We start from the raw sequence: 20,092 nt of genomic DNA, 5'->3' as shown, positions 1-20,092 counted from the left end.
CCGGGTGTCGCCCCCGCCGTGGGCCCCCAGGCGCACCGGACCCGGTTGAGCGCGCGCGGCCTCACCCTGGCCTACGACGAGCGCGCCATCGTCGACGGCCTGGACGTCGACATCGTCGAAGGGACCGTCACCTGTGTGATCGGTCCCAACGGCTGCGGCAAGTCCACGATGCTGCGCGCCCTGGGCCGTCTCATGCGCCCGAGGGCGGGGGTGGTGGAACTCGACGGACGCGACATCCACCGGGTACCCACCCGCGAGGTCGCCCAGGTGCTCGGCGTCCTTCCGCAGCAGCCCGTCGCCCCCGACGGCCTCACCGTCGCCGACCTGGTCGCGCGCGGGCGCCACCCGTCACAGCGGTGGTACCGGCAGTGGTCCGGCGACGACCACCAGGCCGTCTCCGCCGCCCTGGAGCGCACCGGTCTGCTGGAGTTCGCGGACACCCCGCTCCAGGAACTGTCCGGGGGCCAGCGCCAGCGGGCCTGGATCTCCATGGTCCTGGCCCAGGGCACGGACCTGCTCCTGTTGGACGAGCCCACCACGTTCCTGGACCTGGTCCACCAGGTCGACGTCCTCGACCTCGTGCGCGACCTGCACCGGCAGGGCGGACGGACCATCGTCATGGTGCTCCACGACCTCAACCTGGCCGCCCGCTACGCCGACACCCTGGTCACCATGCGCGACGGGCGGGTGGTGGCCATCGGACCGCCCTCGGAGGTGCTCACCCCCGAACTCCTGAGGAGGGCCTTCGACCTGGAGGCCGTCGTCACCGAGGACCCGGTCTCCGGAGGGCCGCTGGTGGTACCGGTGGGGCGCACAGGGCACTGAACCACGACGCGGCACAGGGGCGAACGCGTTGCCCCCGGGGCTCCCGTGACGCAGGGGGCCCACATCGTGGAAAGCGGTCCACGATGTCGGGCGAGGCATCTGGACGTGATCGGCCCGGTGAGCGAGGATCGCGACAAAGGTCCGACGGAGCGTGTTCGTACGACTTTGCACGGTGATGCCCCCGGGCGTGCCTGGGGAGTTGGCGACGCGTTCACCCGGCTTTCACCACGGCGTGTGAAAGCTCGGCCAAGGTCGTGAGCGACCAGGCAGGACCTCCTGCACGATCGCGTCGTGCCCCGGCGCCCGAGCCCAGCGGCTCGGCCGGGACCACGTCAGCGGTCACGATCCCCGAGGAGAACGTGTGACCCCATCCGCGCCCCGCCGCCGCCTCCTGCCCCTGCTCGGAGTCGGAGGAGGACGTTCCCCCAAGACCTGCGAGTACCGGTGCGGCAACGCCTGCTTCCACCCCGCTCCCAACAGGAGTGACAACCCGTACTTCGGTGACGTCTTCCAGGGCGTGCTCTCCCGGCGCGCCGCCCTCAGGGGCGCGGCGGTCGGCGCGGGCGCCGGCGCCCTGGGCCTGGCGGCCCTGAGCCCCGCCGCCGCGGACCGCGGCCCCCACCGCCCGCACCCCTCGCCCCGGCCCACCTTCAAGAGCGTGCGGCCCAACAACCTCGACGCGGTCACCGTTCCCGAGGGCTACGACCACCACGTGATCGTCCGCTGGGGCGACCCCGTGCTCCCCGACGCGCCCGCCTTCGACTTCGACAACCAGACCGCCGAGGCGCAGGCGGGACAGTTCGGCTACAACTGCGACTACGTCGGCTTCCTCCCGCTCGACGACGACAGCGGCCTGCTCTGGGTGAACCACGAGTACACCAACGAGGAGCTGATGTTTCGCGGGTACTCCGGCGGCGCCGACGCCGACCTGGAGTGGATTCGCGTCGCGATGGCCGCCCACGGCGGCTCCGTGGTGGAACTGGAGCGGGTGGACGGCACCGGCCAGTGGGTGCTCTCCGAGGGCGAGCGCCCCTTCAACCGGCGCGTCCACCTTGGCACGGAGTTCCGGCTCACCGGTCCCGCCGCCGGGCACGAACTCCTGCGCACCGGGGCCGACCCCGAGGGCACCCGGGTCCTGGGCATGCTCAACAACTGTGCGGGCGGCACCACCCCCTGGGGCACCATCCTCAGCGGTGAGGAGAACTTCAACCAGTACTTCGTGGGAGCCCCCGCGACCGAGTCCTACGCCCGTTACGGCTTCTCCACGGGCTACGACGGCCGCCGCTGGGACCGCGTCGATGAGCGCTTCGACCTGGCCAGGCACCCCAACGAGGCGCACCGCTTCGGCTACATCGTGGAGATCGACCCGCACGACCCCGACTCCACCCCGGCCAAGCGCACCATGCTCGGCCGCTTCAAGCACGAGGGCGCCAACGTCAACCTCACCGAGGACGGCCGTGTCGCCGCGTACATGGGCGACGACGAGCGCTTCGACTACATCTACAAGTTCGTCAGCGCGAAGAAGTACGTCGAGGGCTCCCGCAAGCACAACATGACACTGCTGGACACCGGCACGCTGTACGTGGCCCGCCTGGAGGGCAACAGCCCCCGGGAGGAGATCGACGGCACGGGCGCGCTGCCCTCGGACGGCGAGTTCGACGGCACGGGGGAGTGGATTCCCCTGTGCAGCGACACCGAGAGCTTCGTCGAGGGCTTCTCCGTGGCCGAGGTGCTCGTCCACACCCGTCTGGCCGCCGACCGGGTCGGCCCCACCAGGATGGACCGCCCCGAGGACTTCGAACCGAGCCCGGTGACCGGGAAGGTCTACTGCGCGCTGACCAACAACAGTGCCCGCGAGCCCGGCCAGGCCGACGAGCCCAACCCGCGCGGCCCCAACAAGTACGGGCACATCCTGGAGATCATCGAGGACGGGGCCGACTCGGCCGCCACCACGTTCACCTGGGTGGTCCCGATCGTCTGCGGCGACCCCGAGGACGAGTCCACCTACTTCGCCGGGTACGACAAGTCCAAGGTCATGCCGATCTCGGCGCCCGACAATGTGGCGTTCGACAAGCAGGGCAACCTGTGGATCTCCACCGACGGCCAGCCCGGCAGCCTGGGCATCAACGACGCCCTGCACGTGGTCCCGGTCGAGGGGCGCTTCCGGGGCGAGCTGCGCACCTTCGCCACCGTTCCGATCGAGGCCGAGACCTGCGGTCCGCTCATCACCGACGACCAGAAGACCGTCTTCCTCGCCCCTCAGCACCCGGGTGAGAACGGGACCGCCGAGCAGCCGACCAGCGTCTGGCCGGACGGGGACTTCCCCCGCCCGTCCGTGGTGTGCGCCTGGCACAAGGGCGGCCGCGACATCGGCAGCTGACCCGCGCCCCCTGGGGGCCTGACCGGGCCGACCGCGTCGGCCCGGAGCGGACCACCGGCCCCGGTTCCCTCTGTCGTGGGGGAGGAACCGGGGCCGGTTCCGCGTGTGCCGGACCCCCTACAGGGCCCGCTCGAAGCACAGGGAGCCGGGCGCGTCCGCGTAGGCGCCGAACGGGGCGACGGGGCTGTACCCCTCGCGTGTGTAGAAGCGCACCGCCTCCGGCTGGCGGTCGCCCGTCTCCAGCAGCAGGCGTTCCCAGCCCCGTACGCGGGCCCAGTCCTCCAGGGCCCGCAGCAGGGCGGGGGCCGCCCCGGAACCGCGGTGGTCCGGGAGCACGAACATCCGTTTGACCTCGCCGGCACCCCGGCCCAGGTCGCGCAGGCCCCCGCAGCCCACGGCGGCGCCGCCCCCGTCGCGCACCACCGCGAACACGGCGATGTCGGAGGCGGAGGGCGGGGTGCCGGGCTCGGAGTCGGGGGTGCCGTAGCGGGCGGCGATCTCCCGCCGCTGGCCCGCACGCAGGGCGGCTGCCTCGGGGTGGTCCCAGGGGACCGTTTCAACGTTCACGGTCGGCAGTATCACGCCCGCGTGTTCCGAGAGTGTGAACGACGGGTTCCGGCCCCGTGACCCCGCCGTTCGGGCGGGGGAGCGGACCGACCGCGGACCGGGCCGGGGGCTCCCGGACCCTCAGCCCTCGGGGTCGGTGAGGGCCTCGCGCATCACACGGAACTTCGACTCGGCCTCGGCGACCTCGGAGGCGGGATCGGAACCGGCCACGATCCCGCCTCCCGCGTACAGCCGCGCGTGGGCGCCGTCCACGTGGGCGCAGCGCAGGGCGATGCCCCACTCGGAGTTCCCAGCGCCGTCCAGCCAGCCCACCGGACCTGCGTACCCGCCCCGGTCCATGCCCTCCACCTCGGCGATGAGCCGCATCGCCGTCGCCGTGGGGGTGCCGCCCACGGCGGCCGTGGGGTGCAGGGCGGCCACCGCGTCCAGGGCCGACACCCCGGCGGAGAGCCGGGCGTGGGCCCGGGTGGCCAGGTGCTGCACGTTGGCGAGCTTGAGCAGGTGCGGCCAGGCGGGCACCGCCAGCTCCTCGGAGAGCGGTTCCAGGGCCACGCGCAGCGAGTCCACCGCCAGCCCGTGTTCCTCGATGTCCTTGGCGGAGGACAGCATCTCCTGGCCCAGGCGCTGGTCGGCCTCGGCGTCCTCGCCCCGGGGGCGGGTCCCGGCCAGGACCAGCGAGGTGAGCTGGTCGCCCTCGCGGCGCAGCAGGAGTTCGGGGGTGGCGCCCACCATGCCGTTCACGGAGAACGTGAAGCAGGCGGGGAAGCGTGCGCGCAGCCTCTCCAGGAGCACCCGCACGTCGATGGGGGCGTCGGCGTCGGCGAAGGAGTCGCGGGCCAGCACGGCCTTCTCCAGCCCGCCGGCGCGGATGCGATCGACCGTCCCGGCGACCGCGTCCATCCACTCCTCGCGGGTCAGCGACCCGGGCCGCCACCGCACGGGGCCCACCGGGCGCGGGGCCGAACGGGGGCGCAGCAGTTCCCCGGGGTGGGTTCCGGGGGCGTCGGAGACGGTGGTCAGCCAGGTACGGCCCGCACGGCGCCCCACGACCACACGCGGCACGATCAGTGCCGAACCTGAGGAGGTGGGGGCGAACGTGAAGGTGCCGAAGGTGACCAGACCGGTGCCGGGCAGGCCGACCTCGTCCAGGACCTCGGCGTTCTCCAGCAGGGAGTCGAACCAGCGCGCGGCGTCGTCGAAGCGGGTGGTGTCGGTGGGCTCGGTGCCCGCCGGAAGCGGTGCGCACTCCAACCGGGCGGCCTCGCCCCAGCCCACGATGCCGTCGTCCCCGGTCAGCCAGGCCAGTGGGACCCCGGCGGGCAGACGTCCCACCAGGCCGCTGCCCGCACGGTCACGCAGGGCGACGGTTCGGACGTACAGCTTCCTGGCGTCGGGGATCGGGCGGCTCGGCTTCTGGGGGTGGGGCACGGCGTTCACGGGACCCGATTCTAGGACCTGGCCTGGGACGTTGTGTCCTGGGCCGGCCCACGTCGGGGCGTCTCGGAGCAGGGCTCCCGCGGGTCCGCCCCCAGGGACCCGGCGGGGATCGTGTCCGGAAGGGGGTGTGGCCTGCCGGGAAGGGCGCCTGGGGCGACGCTTCGTTGACCAGGCAAAAGATTCCCGTTGGGCGCGTTGTGCGACGTTATCCACAACTTGCCCGAATCGTGTCCGAAAATTGACATCTTGCTCTACTCTGGGTCGCGGCGTGCCGCCAGGGGGACGGCAGGCGCGCGGACCTCCCGGAGGGACTTTTGTTGAAGCGTTGGAACGCACGGGCCCTGACCTCGCCCCGAGCCGGAGCACGGTGGACGGCGGCCGCGGCCGCCGCGGCGGTGCTGCTGGCCGGGTGCTCCGCGAAGGAGGACCCGGCCCAGACCGGGGCCGAGGCCGCGGTCCCCGGTGGTGAGGGCATCGCAGCCCCCGCCCAGTGCGGGGACGACGGCGACAAGCGCCAGATGCGCGGGGCCTGGCTCACCACTGTCCGCAACATCGACTGGCCCTCCGAGCCGGGCCTGTCCGCCGACGAGCAGAAGGCCGAACTCGACGAGTGGCTCGACGAGTCCGTCGACATGGGCCTCAACGCCGTGTTCCTGCACGCCCGGCCCACCGCCGACGCCGTGTACGACTCCGACCTCGAACCGTGGGCGCGCTACCTCACCGGCGAGCAGGGCGGCGACCCCGGGTACGACCCGCTGGAGTACGCCGTGGAGGAGGCGCACAAGCGCGGCCTGGAGCTGCACGCCTGGTTCAACCCGTACCGCGTCGGCCTCCAGGACCCCGACGTCGAGAACCTCACCGACGACCACCCCGTCAAGCAGAACCCCGACTGGCTGGTGGACTTCGGCAAGGAGGCCTACGTGGACCCGGGCAACCCCGAGGTCCGGGAGTGGGTCACCTCCGTCATCATGGACGTCGTCGAACGCTACGACGTCGACGGGATGCACTTCGACGACTTCTTCTACCCGTACCCGCAGGAGGGCGCGACCTTCGACGACGACGCCACCTGGGAGGAGTACGGGGGCGACTTCGACGACCGCGGCGACTGGCGGCGCGACAACGTCAACCAGCTCATGCGCGACGTGCACGGCCAGATCCAGGAGACCAAGCCGTGGGTGAGCTTTGGCGTCTCCCCGTTCGGTATCTGGCGCAACGACTCCACGGACCCGAGCGGCTCGCCCAGCTCCGGGCTCCAGTCCTACGACGCCCAGTACGCGGACACCCGCACCTGGATTCAGGAGGGGACCGTGGACTACGTCGCGCCCCAGCTGTACTGGGAGCGCGGCTTCTCCACCGCCGACTACGAGGCCATGACCGACTGGTGGGCCGACGAGGTCGAGGGCACCGACGTGGACCTGTACGTGGGTCAGGGCGCCTACCGGCTCGGCGAGAGCGGCTGGAAGGACGAGGACGCGCTCAGCACCCAGCTCGACTACTCGGGCGAGATCGACCAGGTCGCCGGTGACGTCTACTTCTCGATCAAGAGCATGCGCGACAACCCGGAGGCCGTGGACCACCTCAAGGAGGCCCACTACGGCCAGCCCGCTCTGCCCCCGGTGATCGACGCTCCCGAGGGCGCGCGGACCGAGGTCGGCGCTCCCACCGGCGTCTCCGCCCGCGAGGCGGACGGCGGGGTCGAGGTGGAGTGGCAGGCCATCGAGGACGCGCGCTTCTACGCGGTCTACCGCCTGTCCGCAGAGGCCGCCCAGGCCCTGGAGGCCGGTGACGACGGGGCGTACTGCGCCGCGCTCTCCCCGGAGAGCCTGGTGGGCATGACCGGTGAGCCGACCCTCACCGACACCGCCCCGCTGGACGACGGCGCCGGGTACGTGGTCACCGCCCTGGACGACTACCGGGCCGAGGGGCCGGTCAGCGAGATCGCCGACCCGCGCGGCTGACCTCGAAGGACCCACGGGCCCGCCCCCACACGGGGGCGGGCCCGTGGTGCTGTCCGGCCCTCCGCGCACCCCATCCCGCGCGGCAACCATCGGGGCTTCCTGGCACATCCGCCGGGAACCAGCCGGAAAAGTGCGGATGTGCCAGCTCTTTCACCCTAGAAACCTCGTAGGTGCGAGGAGTAGGTTCGTCCTATGCCGACCATCCAGATCAGCGAGGCGGCCGACCTGCTCGGCGTCAGCGCCGACACCGTCCGCCGCTGGGTCGACTCCGGTCGCCTGGCCGCCACCCGCGCCCCCTCCGGCCGCCGCCACCTGGACGGGGCCGAACTCGCCGCGTTCATGCGCGCCGGGGCCGACGACGACCCCGGCCGCCGCGTCTCCTCCGCGCGCAACCGCTTCCGCGGCCTGGTCACGCACGTGATCCGGGACGAGGTCATGGCCAGCGTCGAGATCCAGGCCGGACCGCACCGGGTGGTCTCCCTGATGAGTCGCGAGGCCGCCGACGAGCTCGGCCTGGAGGTCGGCAGCACGGCCACGGCCGTGGTGAAGTCCACCAACGTCATCGTCGAGACCACCGGAGACCACCATGCGTGAGACCACCCCTCGCAGCGCCCCCCGACGACCGGTCGCCGGGGCCGTCGCCCTGCTCGGCCTGGTCGCGCTGGCCGCCTGCGCCACCGAGGACACCGGCCCCGGCGACCCCTCCGGGCCCTCGGGCGGCACCCTGTCCGGGGAGCTCACCGTGTTCGCCGCCGCCTCCCTCACCGACGCCTTCACCGAGATCGCCGAGGACTTCGAGGCGCGCCATCCCGGCGTCGAGGTCACCTTCAACTTCGCGGGCAGCAGTGAACTCGCCCAGCAGATCAACTCCGGGGCGCCCGCCGACGTGTTCGCCGCCGCCAACACCGCCACCATGGACCAGGTGGTCGAGGGCGAGGGCCTGGACACCGACTGGGCCGACGAGCACGGACACGACGGTCTGGTCTTCGTCACCAACACCCTGCGCATCGCCGTGCCACCGGACAACCCCGCCGGGATCGTCGACCTGGCCGATCTCGCCGGGGATGGCGTGCAGGCGGCCTTCTGCGCCGAGGAGGTCCCCTGCGGGGCCGCCACCGACGCCGTTCTGGACGCCGCCGGTCTGGAGATCACCCCGGTCACCTACGAGGAGGACGTCCGCGCCGTCCTCACCAAGGTCGAGCTCGGCGAGGTCGACGCCGGGCTCGTGTACGCCACCGACGTCCTCTCCGCCGAGGGGCGGGTGGAGGGGCTGGAGTTCCCCGAGGCCGACCAGGCCGTGAACGACTACCCGCTCGGCGTCCTGTCCGCGTCCCGCGACACCGCCCTGGCCGCCGCCTGGGTCGAGGCCGTCACCTCCGACGACGGCGCGGCCGTCCTGCGCGACGCGGGCTTCGCGACCCCGTGAGCGCGGCGACGTCCTCCCGCCCCCGGCCCGGGCGCGCGCCCTGGATTCTGGTGGTCCCGGCGGTGGCGGGCGTGCTCTTCCTCGTCCTGCCCTTCGCAGGGCTGCTCGTGCGCGCGCCCTGGGCCACCATGGGGGAGCGCGTCACCGACCCGGCGGTGCTCACCGCCCTGTGGCTGTCGCTGTCCACCGCCACCGTCGCCACCGTCGTGTCCCTCCTCCTCGGCGTCCCGTTGGCCTGGCTGCTCGCCCGGACCGAGTTCCCCGGACGCCGGTTCGTGCGCGCCCTGGTCACCGTCCCGCTCGTCATCCCCCCGGTGGTGGGCGGCGTGGCGCTCCTGCTGGTCCTGGGGCGCAACGGGCTGGTGGGCCGCTACCTCGACGACTGGTTCGGCCTCACCCTTCCCTTCACCTCCGCCGCCGTGGTCGTGGCGCAGGTGTTCGTGGCGATGCCCTTCCTCGTCATCAGCGTGGAGGGCGCCCTGCGCGGCGCCGACCGGCGCTACGAGGAGGCCGCCGCGACCCTGGGTGCCGACCGCGTCACCGTCTTCACGCGCGTCACCCTCCCGATGGTGCTGCCCGGCATCGGGGCCGGAGCGGTGCTCTGCTGGGCGCGGGCCCTGGGCGAGTTCGGCGCCACCATCACCTTCGCCGGGAACTTTCCCGGCACGACCCAGACCATGCCGTTGGCGGTGTACATGGCCATGCAGCGCGACCCCGAGGCGGCCATCGTGCTCAGCCTGGTCCTGCTCCTGGTGTCCCTGGTGGTCCTGGCCACCCTGCGCGAGAGGTGGGTGAACGCGTCGTGAAGCGGACCTCCCCGGACCCCCCGGCGAGCGGGCTCGACGCCGAGCTGCGGCTGACTCGCGGCGACTTCACCCTGGACGTGGCGCTGACCGCGCGACCGGGGGAGATCATCGCCCTGCTGGGCCCCAATGGGGCGGGCAAGTCCTCGGCCCTGCGCGCCCTGGCCGGACTCGTCCCGCTGACCGGCGGGCGCCTGCTCCTGGACGGCGCCGACGAGACCACCACCGCGGTCGAACACCGGCCCATCGGCATGGTCTTCCAGGACTACCTCCTCTTCGAGCACCTGAGCGCCCTCGACAACGTGGCCTTCGGGCCGCGCTGCCAGGGCGAGGGCCGAGCGCGAGCCCGTGCCCGGGCGGCGGCGCTGCTCGACCACATGGGCCTGGCCGACCAGGCCCGCTCCCGACCGCGCGAGCTCTCCGGCGGGCAGGCCCAGCGGGTGGCGCTGGCCCGTGCTCTGGCGGTCCGGCCGCGCCTGCTCCTGCTCGACGAGCCCATGGCCGCCCTGGACGCCAGCACCCGGATCGACGTGCGGGCGCGTCTGAGGCACCTGCTGGAGGACTTCGACGGGGTAACGGTGCTGGTCACCCACGACCCGCTCGACGCCATGGTGCTGGCCGACCGCATCGCGGTGATCGAGGACGGCCGGGTCGTGCAGCGGGGCGATCCCGCGGAGGTGGCACGCCGCCCGCGCACCTCCTACGTCGCCCGGCTGGTGGGGCTCAACCTCTTCCGAGGGGTGGGCGAGGGGCGGACGGTGCGCCTGGAACCCGCCGAGGAGGCGGGGGCGCGGAACCGGGATCGGGCGGCTCTGGCGGACACCGCCCGGGTGTCGGTCCGCGAACCCCACGAGGGCCCGGCTCTGGTGGCCTTCCCGCCGCGCGCGGTGGCGTTGTACCCGGAACACCCCCACGGCAGCACGCGCAACGTGTGGCGCCTGAGGGTGGAGGGGATCGAGCGCTTCGGCGACCAGGTCCGCGTGCACCTGGGCGGCACGCTGGCCCTGGCGGCGGACATCACTCCGGCCGCCCTGGCGGAGCTGGGGCTGTCCCGGGGCGATCCGGTGTGGGCGGGGGTGAAGGCGACCGAGGTGGAGTGCTATCCGGGGTGAGGTCGGCGCCGGGCGGGGGGCGGCCACGGAGGAGGCCGCCCGGTCTCCCAGCGGCGTCCGTGACACACCGTTCTCACATCACGGAACAAACGCTTCATTCCACGTCAAACGTGAAAAAATGGTACGGAAATCCGACGGACCCTTGGATATCCGGCCTACTCGCGGGGGAGACTGTAGAACATCCGGCGACGACAGTCCTTCCCTCAGTGACCGAGGAGGGTTCCATGTCCCTGCGAGAGCACGAACGACGCATCCTCGCGGAAATAGAGCGACAGCTCAGCGAGGAGGCTCCGGCCCTGGCCGGACGCCTGGAGGCCTTCGGGAGCGATGATCCCGACGCCCCCGTCGACCCCGGCCTGACGAGCTGGAGACCCTGGGTCGCCTGCGGACTGATCGCCGCCGTCACCGCCGGTCTCCTCGTCCTGCTGTTCGTGCTCACGCCGAGCGCCCAGCAGCCGGACACACCGCGCCCCGCCGAGAACTCCCAGGACGCCGACCCGGCGCCGGAGGGCGGCACGGCGGACCGCATACCCGCGCCCGCCGACTGAAACGGGCCGCCGCGACCACCGACAACCGGGCCGCGGCGCCACCACGGCCAAGGCCCCGCCCGGAACTCCCGGACGGGGCCGACCGCGTCCGCGGCTAGAGCGCGTTGGTGAACGCGGCCGCGAGCGGACCGGCGACCGAACCGCCGCCGCCACCGCCATCGACCACCAGGGCGAAGGCCACGTCGCCCTTGTACCCCACCATCCACGCGTGACTGGGCAGCTCGCCGTCCTCGTCCGCGTCGTCGGCGGTGCCGTACTCGGCGGTTCCCGTCTTGCCGAACACCTCACCCTGGAAACCGGCGTCCTTCGCGGTGCCCTCGGTGACCACCGCCCGCATCATCGGACGCAGGGCCTGCGCGTTCGCGATGGGCGTGGGGTCGCGCAGGTCGTCCCGGGCGGGCTCGGTGACCAGCACCGGGGCGCGCCACGAACCGTCCGCCACGGCGGCGGGCACGGTCGCCATGTGCAGCGGCGACGTGAGGATCTGGCCCTGGCCGATGCCCTGGGCGCCCATCATCGTGGTGCTGTCCACGGGCGGGAAACTGGGCTCGTGCGTGCTCACGCCGAGGTCCAGCGGGGCGTTCATGCCGAACTGCTCCGCGCTGGCCTGGAGCGTCTCCGGGCTGAGGACCTGACCGATCTCGTGCACCAGGGAGGTGTTGCAGGACGTCGCGAACGCCTCGGTCACCGACTGCTGGCCGTACTCGGCACCGCCCGCGTTGCGGAACGGCCACCCGCCCAGCTCGTACTCCTCGGGGCAGTCCATCGTCGCGTCGACCGACAGGCCGTTGTCCAGCAGCGCGCTGTAGGTGACGATCTTGAACGACGAACCCGGCGCGTACTGGCCCTCGAAGGCCCGGTTGAACCCGCCCGGGACGTTCACCGCCGCCAGGACCTCACCCGTGGAGGGGCGCACCGCCACCAGACCGGCGGGGTCGTCGGCGTCGATGATCGCGTTCGCGGCGGCGCTCTGGACGCCCATGTCGAAGCTGGTGGTGATCGACTCGCCGTCGGAGCCGTCCAGGGACGCGACGGTGTTCTCCTCGGTCACCTCCGGGGCCTGTCCGTCCTCGATCTCGGCGGTGTCCACCATGACGATCGTGGTGGCGGCCTCACCGGCCAGACGCTCCTCGTAGGTGCGCTGGAGACCGGTCTTGCCGATGGTGTCGCCCACGTTGTAGGCCGGACCCAACCGCTCGACGTCCTCCTCGTCGGCCTCACCCAGCTCGCCCACGATCATCTGGATCGATCCGGACACGTCGGGGGCGTCCAGGCGGGTGCCGTCGGCGGCCAGGACCTGGCCGCGCTCGCCCCACACGGCCGTGCGGGTCAGGGTCTGGCCCTCAGCCAGCCCGGGGTAGGCGACCTCGGGGGAGAACTCGACCAGCCACGCGCCGTCCTCGCGGACCAACGGCAGCTCGCCCTCCCAACCGAAGTCGCTGGCGTTGGTCAGCGAGAGCGTCACCTCGTAGGGGGCACTTCCGGTACCGCCGTCCGTGGTGGGCGCGCCGATCTCGACGTCGACGCCACTCACGCCCAGACCCGAGTCGATTCCGCCGAGGATCGCCTCGGCGTCGGCGCCCCGGGTGACGGCGGCCAGACGGCCGTAGTCCTGTTCCTCCCAGGCCGCCTCGAACTCGGCCGTGGCCTCCTCGGGCTGCGGCAACGTGTAGACGTACCAACCGGCTCCGGCGCCGACCAGCGCCAGCACCACCACGGCCGCGACCACGCCGATGACCAGACCCCGCCTGGACTTCCTGGGCGGGGGGCCGTCGTCGTAGCCGTCATAGTCATGGCCGTCGTCGGGTCCTCCGGGGCCGCGCGGACCCTCGGGGCCGCTCGGGGCGCCCGCGGCACCGTAGAGGTACTCGTAGCCCTCGCCCGCGCCGTCGCGGCCCTGCGGCTGGGGCTCGTCCCCTGAGGGCGGCTCGGAGGCGGTACCGGGGTAGGGGGTGTCGCCCTCGTAGGCGGGCTGCCCGGCGTACGGGGTCTCCCAAGACCCCGGAGGGCCGCCCTGGGCCTCGTGGCCCCGGGCGGTCTGCGGCCACCCCTCCTGGGAGACGGGCGCGGCCGTGTCGCGGGGCCTGGGCGCGACCGGTGTGCCCCACGGCTCGTAGGGTTCCTCGTCGGAGGCGTCGGCGCCCTCCCGGGTCCCCGGTGCGGGTACGGGGGTGCCCCAGCCCCCTCCAGCCGAGGGCGCGCCGGAGGGGGACTCCCACTCGTCCCGGGTACCGGGTGCCGGTACGGGGGTGCCCCAGCCGCCGGTGGCGGGCTCCGCCGGGGCGGTGGTGTTCCAGTCCTCGCTGGAGGAGGGCGGTGCGGAGGTGTCCCATGGCGCGGGGGAGGAGGGTGTGTCCGCCGTGGTGTCCCAGGACTCACGTGAGCCGGGTGACGGTTCGGGGGTGCCCCAGCCGCCGGACGGTGTGTCGGACGGGGAGTCCCAGGCCCGCGCAGCCTCCTGCGGTCCCGACGGGACGTCCCCTTTCCCGGACAGGGAGGCCTGCGGTCCCGAGGGCGCGTTCCACCCGCCGGAGGTGTCGTCCGCCGGTTCGGGGGTGCCCCAGCCGCCGGTGGCGGGCTCTGCCGGGGCGGTGGTGTTCCAGTCCTCGCTGGAGGAGGGCGGTGCGGAGGTGTCCCACGGTGCGGGGGAGGAGGGTGTGTCCGCCGTGGTGTCCCAGGACTCGCGCGAGCCGGGTGACGGTTCGGGGGTGCCCCAGCTGTTGGTGGTGGGTTCGGCCGGGGCGGTGGTGTTCCAGTCCTCGCTGGAGGAGGACGGCGCGGAGGTCTCCCACGGGGCGGGAGCGTCGAGCGGACCCCGGTCCTCGACGGCGGGCCGCGCGTCGGACGGAGCGCCCCACGGCTCCCGGGGTTCGGGCGACCCGGACCAGCCCGCCACAGAGCCCTCGGGGTCGCCGGTGACACCCCGGTCCCGCTCGGAGGGCCGCGGTGCGACGGGAGTCCCCCACGGCTCGTGGGAGTCGTCGGTGGCGGACCCGGTGCCGGAGGCCTGGTGGGTGCCCCGGTAGGGGGCGTCCGCCTCCTCGCGCGGGTCGGGTGAGGGCGCCCCGTCATCGTGCACGGGGGAGCCCCAGGGCTCGGAGTACGTGCCGGGCTCGGGCGCCGGTGCCACCGGCGGGTCCATCGGGCGCGGGTGTCCCAGCCCGAAGTTCCCGGTGTCCGAGGGGCGGGCGCCCGAGGGCCGTTCCGGGATGCGGTAGGGGTTCTCCGGGCGCGGTCGACGCGCCTCTGTACCGTCGGAATCCTCGGGCGGCCCGGAGGAATCCGGCTGCCGGGGGGACCGTTCGTCCACGCCTGACCGTCCTTCGTTACGTTTTCCTGGAGAGACCACGATGCCCCGCTCCCACCTCGGTGGGAGCGGGGCACGAGGATGAGGTCGGCATGGCGGTCGCCTCTCGGCGCGGGGCACAACGGGGCTCCTGGCCGTCCGATCAGCCCGTCCGCGAAGGGCGGGTGCCGGACGCGGTATTCCGCGAAGGCAATTGTTGAGGCCCGGGGGACACTTGCTACCACACCGACCAACAGTGACTCTAACCCATACGTCCGAGGAGTTGTTCCACGCGATGGAGGAGAACCCCATGCGCAATCTCACGTGTGGCACGGGGGAGAACGAAGGGCCGGTCCCGCAAAGGGGTACGGGACCGGCCGGGAAGCTCACACGCCCTTAGGCCTGGCGTGCGACGCTGGTCTGTTCCTCGCGGGTGAGCAGCTTGAGGCGCTTACGGCCGCGCTCGGCGCCCAGCTCCTCCTCGCGGGCCTCGATGCGCTGCCAGCCCTCCCAGGTGGTGTATTCGACACCGCGCTCGGCGAGCAGGGAGCGGAAGGCCGAGGGGTCGGGCTCCGCGGCGGGGGTGAAGGTCTCACGGTCCGCGACCAGGTTGGTCACGGTCTCCAGGGCGTCGCCCTTGGTGTGGCCGATGAGGCCGACCGGGCCGCGTTTGATCCAGCCGGTGGCGTAGACGCCGTCGACGTGGCGCTCGTCCAGGTCCAGGACGCGGCCGCCGGAGTTGGGGACGACCCCGCGCTCCTCGTCGAAGGGCAGGTCGGCCAGGGGCGAGCCCAGGTAGCCGATGGCCCGGTAGACGGCCTGGACCTCGGTGTCCACGTACTCGCCGGTGCCCTTGACGCTGCCGTCCCCGGTCAGCTCCATGCGCTCGGTGCGGATGCCGCTGACCCGGTCCTCGCCGAGGATCTCCACGGGCGAGTGCAGGAAGTGCAGGTGCAGGCGGCGCTCGGCCCCGCGCTCGTCGCGGATCGCCCAGTTCTGGAGGACCTTGACGTTGGTCTTGACCTGGTTGGACTCCTCGCAGGCCCGGAGGCTGCCCTCGTCCATCTCGAAGTCCTCGGCGTACACCAGGACCTCGACGCCGGGCTGCTTGTCGAGCTCGCGCAGCTCCATCGGGGTGGCCTTGCACTGGGCGATACCCCGGCGGGCGAAGACGTGCACGTCGGTGATCCGCTTGGCGCGCAGGCCCTCGTACACGTTGTCGGTGATGTCGGTGGACAGCAGGTCGTCGGCGTCCTTGGCGAGGATGCGCGCGACGTCCACGGCCACGTTGCCCGCGCCGATCACGGCCACGCTGGTGCCGTCCACGTGCCAGGAGGGGGCCACGTCCGGGTGGGAGTCGTACCAGAAGACGAAGTCGGCGGCGCCGTGGCTGCCGGGCAGGTCCACGCCGGGGATGTCCAGGGGGCGGTCGCGGTCGCTGCCGGTGGCGAAGACGACGGCGTCGTAGTGCCGACGCAGGTCCTCCAGCTTGAGGTCCACGCCGTACTCGACGTTGCCGTAGAAGGTGATCTCCGGCTTGTCCAGGATCTTGTGCAGGGCACCCTGGATCTGCTTGATCCGGGGGTGGTCCGGGGCCACGCCGTAGCGGACCAGGCCGTAGGGGGAGGGCAGCTTGTCGAGGATGTCGATGCTGACGGACGTGCCGCACGAGGACAGGGTCTCGTCCTTGGTGAGCAGGTCCGCGGCGTAGATTCCCGCGGGGCCCGCACCAACGATTCCCACTCGCAGTGGTCGCGTCATCGCACAGCTCCAAGTCTTCGCGCCAGGGTCGGACGCCATAGGTAAGGCTTGCCTAATCTATCCGATGTCGCCATCGGAAAAACCTACTATAAGGGTAGGGAATTCTTCTCTTCCCGCCGGGGAGGGGAAGGGCTCCGCGCCGCCGCCCCGAGGCCGCGTTCCAGGCGGGGGCCGGGTCCGACCTCGCCGCAAGGGGCCTTCAGTCTGGGGTCAACGCCCCGTCAAGGCCGATTCAGCCCCGAGCGGCCTGTGGGGAAAGTCACTACTTCTCCAGCTCCGCCTTGACTGAGGAAGCGTACCGGGAGATCTGCTCCTGCCCGGACAGCTTCGCGATCGCCGCCATGATCGCGTCCGTCGACTCGCGCCGGGCCTTGGCCCGGTCCGCCTTCCCCTCCCAGGGTGACAGGTCGACGGGCTCCCCGAAACGCACGCCCACACGGTTGAACGACGGGACCCTGCGGCCGGGCGGGAGGATGCGGTCGGTCCCCGTGAGCGCCACCGGCACCACAGGCGCCCCCGTGCTCAGCGCCAGCCACGCCAGGCCGGTCTGGCCCTTGTACAGGCGCCCGTCAGGGGAACGGGAGCCCTCGGGGAAGATGCCGAACACCTCGCCGCCCTTGATGACCTCGACGCTGTTGTTCATCGCCTCCTGCGAGCTCTGCCCCGGGCGGCGGTCGACCGAGACCGGCCCCAGCAGCTTCAGGGCGCGCGAGAGGAGCCTGCGCGGGAACGTGCTCTCGTCGAAGAGCTCCTTCTTCGCGATGAACCGCACCTGGCGGGAACAGGCCAGGCCCAGGAAGAGGGGGTCGATGTTCGACAGGTGGTTGGAGGCCAGGATCACCGGCCCGTCCTCCGGAACCAGGTGGGCGCCCTCCACCCTCTGGGGCCACACCACGCGGGTGACGGGTGCGACGACGGCCTTGGCCGCTCCGTACGGTGACACAGGTAGCCCCTTCTCGGTGGTTCGCGGGATACGCGGGGACGGCGCGGGCGTGCGGGCTCCGGCAGGGGGCGGCCGCCGCGACGCGCCACCAGAGCCTATCCGGGTTCGGGACGGGCCGTCGGCGCAGGTCCGTCGAAGTTCGGTGCCGTCGACCACTGCCGTGACCTGGGGCACGCGCGCTAGGGTGATGGTCTAGACCTCTGATCCCGGTCGGGGGTCCCCTCCGGACGCGAGCGAGGAACACAGCCATGGCGCAACTGGTCGACGTCAGCCACCAGATCACCGACGGGATGAGCACCTGCCCCGGCCTGCCACGACCGGTGGTCGAGGAGAGCACCACCGTCGCGGGGGGCGTCCCCGGGCACGGCGACAGCAGCGGTCGCGTCACCCTGGTCGGAGCGACCGGTACCCACGTCGAGATCCCCGCGCACCGGTACCGGGACGGGGCCGACCCCGCCGACCTCGACCTGGAACGCGTCGCCGACCTGCCCGGGGTGGTGGTCGTTGCCACCGGAGCGCGCGGGATCGGCCCCGAGTCCTTCGCCGGGCTCGATCTACGGGGCCGGGCCGTCCTGGTCCGCACCGGCTGGGACCGGCACTGGCGTACCGAGGCCTACGGGTCGTTCGACCACCCGCACCTCACGGAGACGGCCGCCAAGACCCTGGTCGAGGCCGGTGCCGTCCTGGTCGGCATCGACTCGGTCAGCGTCGACGACACCGCCCCCGCCACCGAGGGGGCCAGGCCCGCCCAGGCGGTGCTCCTCGCCGCGGGCGTCCCCATCGTCACCCACCTGTGCCTGCTCGACCGGCTGCCGGAGGAGGGGTTCCGGTTCCACGCCGTCCCCGCCAAGGTCAGGGGGATGGCGGCCTTCCCCGTTCGGGCCTTCGCCGTGGTCCCCTGAGGCGCGCCGTTCCGGGCCCGGCCCCCTACAGGTCGGCGTCCACGTCCTTCTGGGCGCGGCGCCGCTCGCGCTGGGCCCGGCGTTCGGCCTCCTGCTGGGCGGAGCGCTCGTCCTGGGCCACCGCGCTGGTCATCGCGTTGGCCAGCGCCCGCAGTTCCATGTTGATCCTCGGGTAGGCGGGCAGCCGGGGCAGGGCGCCCAGCCTCGGCGTGCGTCGCTCCCTCATGGCCGAGATGAGCTCGTGGAAGGCCAGGTCCACGCGTTGGAGGGTGATGGTGCCCGCCGGGTCCGGGCTGCGGTCCTGGGACAGCGCGGCCAGCGCCAGGTAGCCGATGCGCTGGGTGGCCACCACCACCGGCCACAGCGGGCGGGTGGAGGCCGCGCGGGGGACGTCGCCGATCGCGCTGTCGTACACACCGCGCAGGCTGACCAGGGCCGCCCGCATGTCGCGGCGCAGCCGGTAGCGGCGCTCCTCGGTGATCTCCACGTCCTGGTCGAGCACCGCCATCATGCACTGCCGGGTGCTCTCCAGGACCTTCGCGATGGCCTGCGGCAGCCGGGTCGCCGACGCGCTGCGCCACAGCAGCAGAGCGCCCGCCATGCCGAACGCCGAACCCACCAGGGTGTCGATGATCCGGGACCCCGCCAGCTCGGCCACCGGGTAGGGGTTGGCGGTGTACGACAGCATGAGCGCCATCGGCGTCAACAGCACCGAGCCGTAGAAGAAGTTGCGGCCCACCACCAGCTGCGTGGCGCCCTGGAGCAGCCCGGCCAGGACGATCACCACGACCAGCGGCAGGTCGAAGCCGAGCAGTGCGACACCGCCCAGCACACCCAGCAGGGTGCCCAGCGACCTCTGCACCGACCGGTTCAGGGTCAGCACCACGTTGCCGCCCTGGAGGACCGCGGTGGTGGTCAGGGCCACCCAGTAGTAGTGGTCCAGCCCCATGGACAGCCCGAACGCGCCCGCGAGGGTCACCGTCAACCACATGCGCAGCGCGGTCGGGCGGATCAGGGAGTCGCCGCTCAGGCTCGACCGCAGCGAGCTCCACAGCGCCGGGTAGCGGTCGTCGTGCAGGTCGGCGGTGCGCCGGGAGTCCTCCTCGTCCTCGGACCCGCGTCGCGCGGACTGGGCCGCACGCGACAGCAGGTTGTACAGCCGCGCCTCCAGGGAACGGGGGCGCATGCCCCGGCGCAGCTCGTCCAACGAGTCGGGGTCGGGGGCGCCCGCCGGGTCGGCGACGGCCAACGCCATCCGGTCGGCGAACTCCGCGGCCTCCTGGGGCAGCGGCGTGGGCCGGGCCATGCACACCTGGGTCGCGGCCAGGTGGATGTCGGACACCCAGCGCAGCAGCGCCCGCAGCCGGGCGGCCTCGGCCGTGGTGCGGTAGCCGCGGGTCTGGCCGAGGAGCACGATCCGCCACGCGTCGGCGAGCGCGACCGACGCCGCGTGCTGCGCGTGGTCGAGCTCGGCGGTTCCCACCGCGCGCAACAGCGTGGCCAGCTCGCGGTAGGCCGCGGACACCGCCTTGTACTCGGGGTGTCGGGCGCGCAACGGCGCGCCCGACATCGAGACCGTCCACCCCACCGCGGCGCCCAGGGCGGCGACCAGCGCGTGCAGGGGGACTTCGGCCAGACCGCCGGGGGCGATCGTGGAGATGGTGGCGACCAGGACGAAGAACATGGTGCCGGGCTTGTCCACCCGCCAGGCGGCGCACACCCAGGTGGCGATCCCCGCCGTCAGCCCGATGGAGGCCACCGCCGCCCACGGCGAGAGCGAGGCCGCCAGCGAGTTGACGGTGACCGCCGCCACGAAGCCCAGGCCGACCAGGGCCAGTGCGGCCGCACGGTAGGCGTAGGGGGTCTTCTTCTCGTACAGGACGGTCATGGAGCCCAGGGCGGCCAGCGTGCCGACCTGGGGTCCGAAGATGACCGAGGCCAGGGCGAAGGACACCGTCATGGCGACGGCCGCCTGGAGCGCGGTCGTCCAGGCCCAGGGGCCCGCCTCCAGGCCGAAGACCGCCTTGAGGTCGACGCGCGGTCGCGGGCGCTCACCCACCGTGACGCGCTCCGGGGCTCTCGCGGACTCGCTCCCGCCCAGGTTCATCGGGCCGGTCTCGCCAGTGGTTCCCAGATCTCGCACG

The 20,092-nt window shown here is 72.8% G+C and carries 15 protein-coding genes; 9 read left to right on the top strand and 6 right to left on the bottom strand.

Translation table 11 applies throughout. The annotated features are described in order from the left end of the window. Positions 1-18: 18 nt before the first annotated feature. Together ABZ635_RS12380 and ABZ635_RS12375 are read left to right on the top strand one after the other, a co-directional pair. On the top strand, positions 19-825 hold the full coding sequence (locus ABZ635_RS12380; protein ID WP_357763167.1) for an ABC transporter ATP-binding protein: 807 nt from the start codon (positions 19-21) through the stop codon (positions 823-825). Positions 826-1,186: 361 nt separating this feature from the next. Then, complete coding sequence (locus tag ABZ635_RS12375; protein ID WP_357763103.1) at positions 1,187-3,205, top strand: PhoX family phosphatase; 2,019 nt, start codon at positions 1,187-1,189, stop codon at positions 3,203-3,205. Between the two features lie 117 nt (positions 3,206-3,322). On the opposite strand, the gene ABZ635_RS12370 is transcribed toward ABZ635_RS12375, so the two are convergent. Both ABZ635_RS12370 and ABZ635_RS12365 read right to left on the bottom strand, forming a co-directional pair. Then, positions 3,323-3,772 carry a GNAT family N-acetyltransferase gene (locus ABZ635_RS12370; protein WP_357763100.1) on the bottom strand — a complete coding sequence of 150 codons (450 nt, stop codon included), beginning with the start codon at positions 3,770-3,772 and terminating at the stop codon, positions 3,323-3,325. A 120-nt stretch (positions 3,773-3,892) separates the two neighbouring features. Further along, positions 3,893-5,209, bottom strand: coding sequence for an isochorismate synthase (locus ABZ635_RS12365; protein WP_357763097.1), 1,317 nt, complete (start codon positions 5,207-5,209; stop codon positions 3,893-3,895). Positions 5,210-5,526: 317 nt separating this feature from the next. Here ABZ635_RS12365 and ABZ635_RS12360 point away from each other — a divergent pair, with 317 nt between their 5' ends. The 6 genes from ABZ635_RS12360 (at position 5,527) to ABZ635_RS12335 (ending at position 11,056) form a co-directional block, all read left to right on the top strand. Continuing rightward, positions 5,527-7,167, top strand: a complete 1,641-nt coding sequence (locus tag ABZ635_RS12360; protein WP_357763093.1) for a family 10 glycosylhydrolase — start codon at positions 5,527-5,529, stop codon at positions 7,165-7,167. 192 nt (positions 7,168-7,359) lie between these two features. Further along, positions 7,360-7,761: a TOBE domain-containing protein gene (locus ABZ635_RS12355; protein ID WP_357763090.1), complete on the top strand. Its 402-nt coding sequence runs from the start codon at positions 7,360-7,362 to the stop codon at positions 7,759-7,761. Further along, on the top strand, positions 7,754-8,593 hold the full coding sequence (modA, locus tag ABZ635_RS12350; protein ID WP_357763087.1) for a molybdate ABC transporter substrate-binding protein: 840 nt from the start codon (positions 7,754-7,756) through the stop codon (positions 8,591-8,593). The genes ABZ635_RS12355 and modA overlap by 8 nt, the downstream gene beginning before the upstream one ends. Continuing rightward, positions 8,590-9,399, top strand: a complete 810-nt coding sequence (locus ABZ635_RS12345; protein ID WP_357763084.1) for an ABC transporter permease — start codon at positions 8,590-8,592, stop codon at positions 9,397-9,399. Before modA ends, ABZ635_RS12345 begins: the two co-directional genes overlap by 4 nt. Then, positions 9,396-10,508, top strand: coding sequence for an ABC transporter ATP-binding protein (locus ABZ635_RS12340; protein WP_357763081.1), 1,113 nt, complete (start codon positions 9,396-9,398; stop codon positions 10,506-10,508). The genes ABZ635_RS12345 and ABZ635_RS12340 overlap by 4 nt, the downstream gene beginning before the upstream one ends. A 224-nt stretch (positions 10,509-10,732) precedes the next feature. Next, complete coding sequence (locus tag ABZ635_RS12335; RefSeq protein ID WP_357763078.1) at positions 10,733-11,056, top strand: DUF3040 domain-containing protein; 324 nt, start codon at positions 10,733-10,735, stop codon at positions 11,054-11,056. Positions 11,057-11,150: 94 nt separating this feature from the next. On the opposite strand, the gene ABZ635_RS12330 is transcribed toward ABZ635_RS12335, so the two are convergent. The 3 genes from ABZ635_RS12330 to ABZ635_RS12320 all read right to left on the bottom strand — a co-directional run bounded on the left by ABZ635_RS12330 (position 11,151) and on the right by ABZ635_RS12320 (position 17,046). Continuing rightward, complete coding sequence (locus tag ABZ635_RS12330) at positions 11,151-14,186, bottom strand: penicillin-binding transpeptidase domain-containing protein (protein WP_357763075.1); 3,036 nt, start codon at positions 14,184-14,186, stop codon at positions 11,151-11,153. Positions 14,187-14,738: 552 nt separating this feature from the next. Further along, a complete protein-coding gene (locus ABZ635_RS12325; RefSeq protein WP_357763164.1) occupies positions 14,739-16,085 on the bottom strand; it encodes an FAD-dependent oxidoreductase in 1,347 nt (448 codons plus the stop codon). A 280-nt stretch (positions 16,086-16,365) separates the two neighbouring features. Then, positions 16,366-17,046 (bottom strand): lysophospholipid acyltransferase family protein, encoded by a 681-nt coding sequence (locus ABZ635_RS12320; RefSeq protein WP_357763072.1) that lies wholly within the window; start codon positions 17,044-17,046, stop codon positions 16,366-16,368. Positions 17,047-17,294: 248 nt separating this feature from the next. On the opposite strand from ABZ635_RS12320, the gene ABZ635_RS12315 reads away from it, so the two are divergent. Continuing rightward, positions 17,295-17,948 (top strand): cyclase family protein, encoded by a 654-nt coding sequence (locus tag ABZ635_RS12315; protein WP_357763069.1) that lies wholly within the window; start codon positions 17,295-17,297, stop codon positions 17,946-17,948. A gap of 25 nt (positions 17,949-17,973) precedes the next feature. Here the strand turns inward: ABZ635_RS12315 and ABZ635_RS12310 are convergent, their stop codons facing one another. Next, on the bottom strand, positions 17,974-20,055 hold the full coding sequence (locus ABZ635_RS12310; protein WP_357763161.1) for an FUSC family protein: 2,082 nt from the start codon (positions 20,053-20,055) through the stop codon (positions 17,974-17,976). Between the last annotated feature and the right edge of the window lie 37 nt (positions 20,056-20,092).

The sequence above is a fragment of the Nocardiopsis sp. NPDC007018 genome, from assembly GCF_040635075.1.
In the GTDB taxonomy this organism is placed as follows: Bacteria; Actinomycetota; Actinomycetes; order Streptosporangiales; family Streptosporangiaceae; genus Nocardiopsis.
This window is presented reverse-complemented; position numbering and strand designations above follow the sequence as displayed.

What these genes read in the sequence shown, in the direction of transcription:
- ABZ635_RS12355 (WP_357763090.1), top strand. Translation starts at nt 7,360, where the DNA reads ATGCCGACCATCCAGATCAGCGAGGCGGCCGACCTGCTCGGCGTCAGC.
- modA (WP_357763087.1), top strand. Translation starts at nt 7,754, where the DNA reads ATGCGTGAGACCACCCCTCGCAGCGCCCCCCGACGACCGGTCGCCGGG.
- ABZ635_RS12335 (WP_357763078.1), top strand. Translation starts at nt 10,733, where the DNA reads ATGTCCCTGCGAGAGCACGAACGACGCATCCTCGCGGAAATAGAGCGA.
- ABZ635_RS12315 (WP_357763069.1), top strand. Translation starts at nt 17,295, where the DNA reads ATGGCGCAACTGGTCGACGTCAGCCACCAGATCACCGACGGGATGAGC.
- ABZ635_RS12310 (WP_357763161.1), bottom strand. Translation starts at nt 20,055, where the DNA reads ATGAACCTGGGCGGGAGCGAGTCCGCGAGAGCCCCGGAGCGCGTCACG.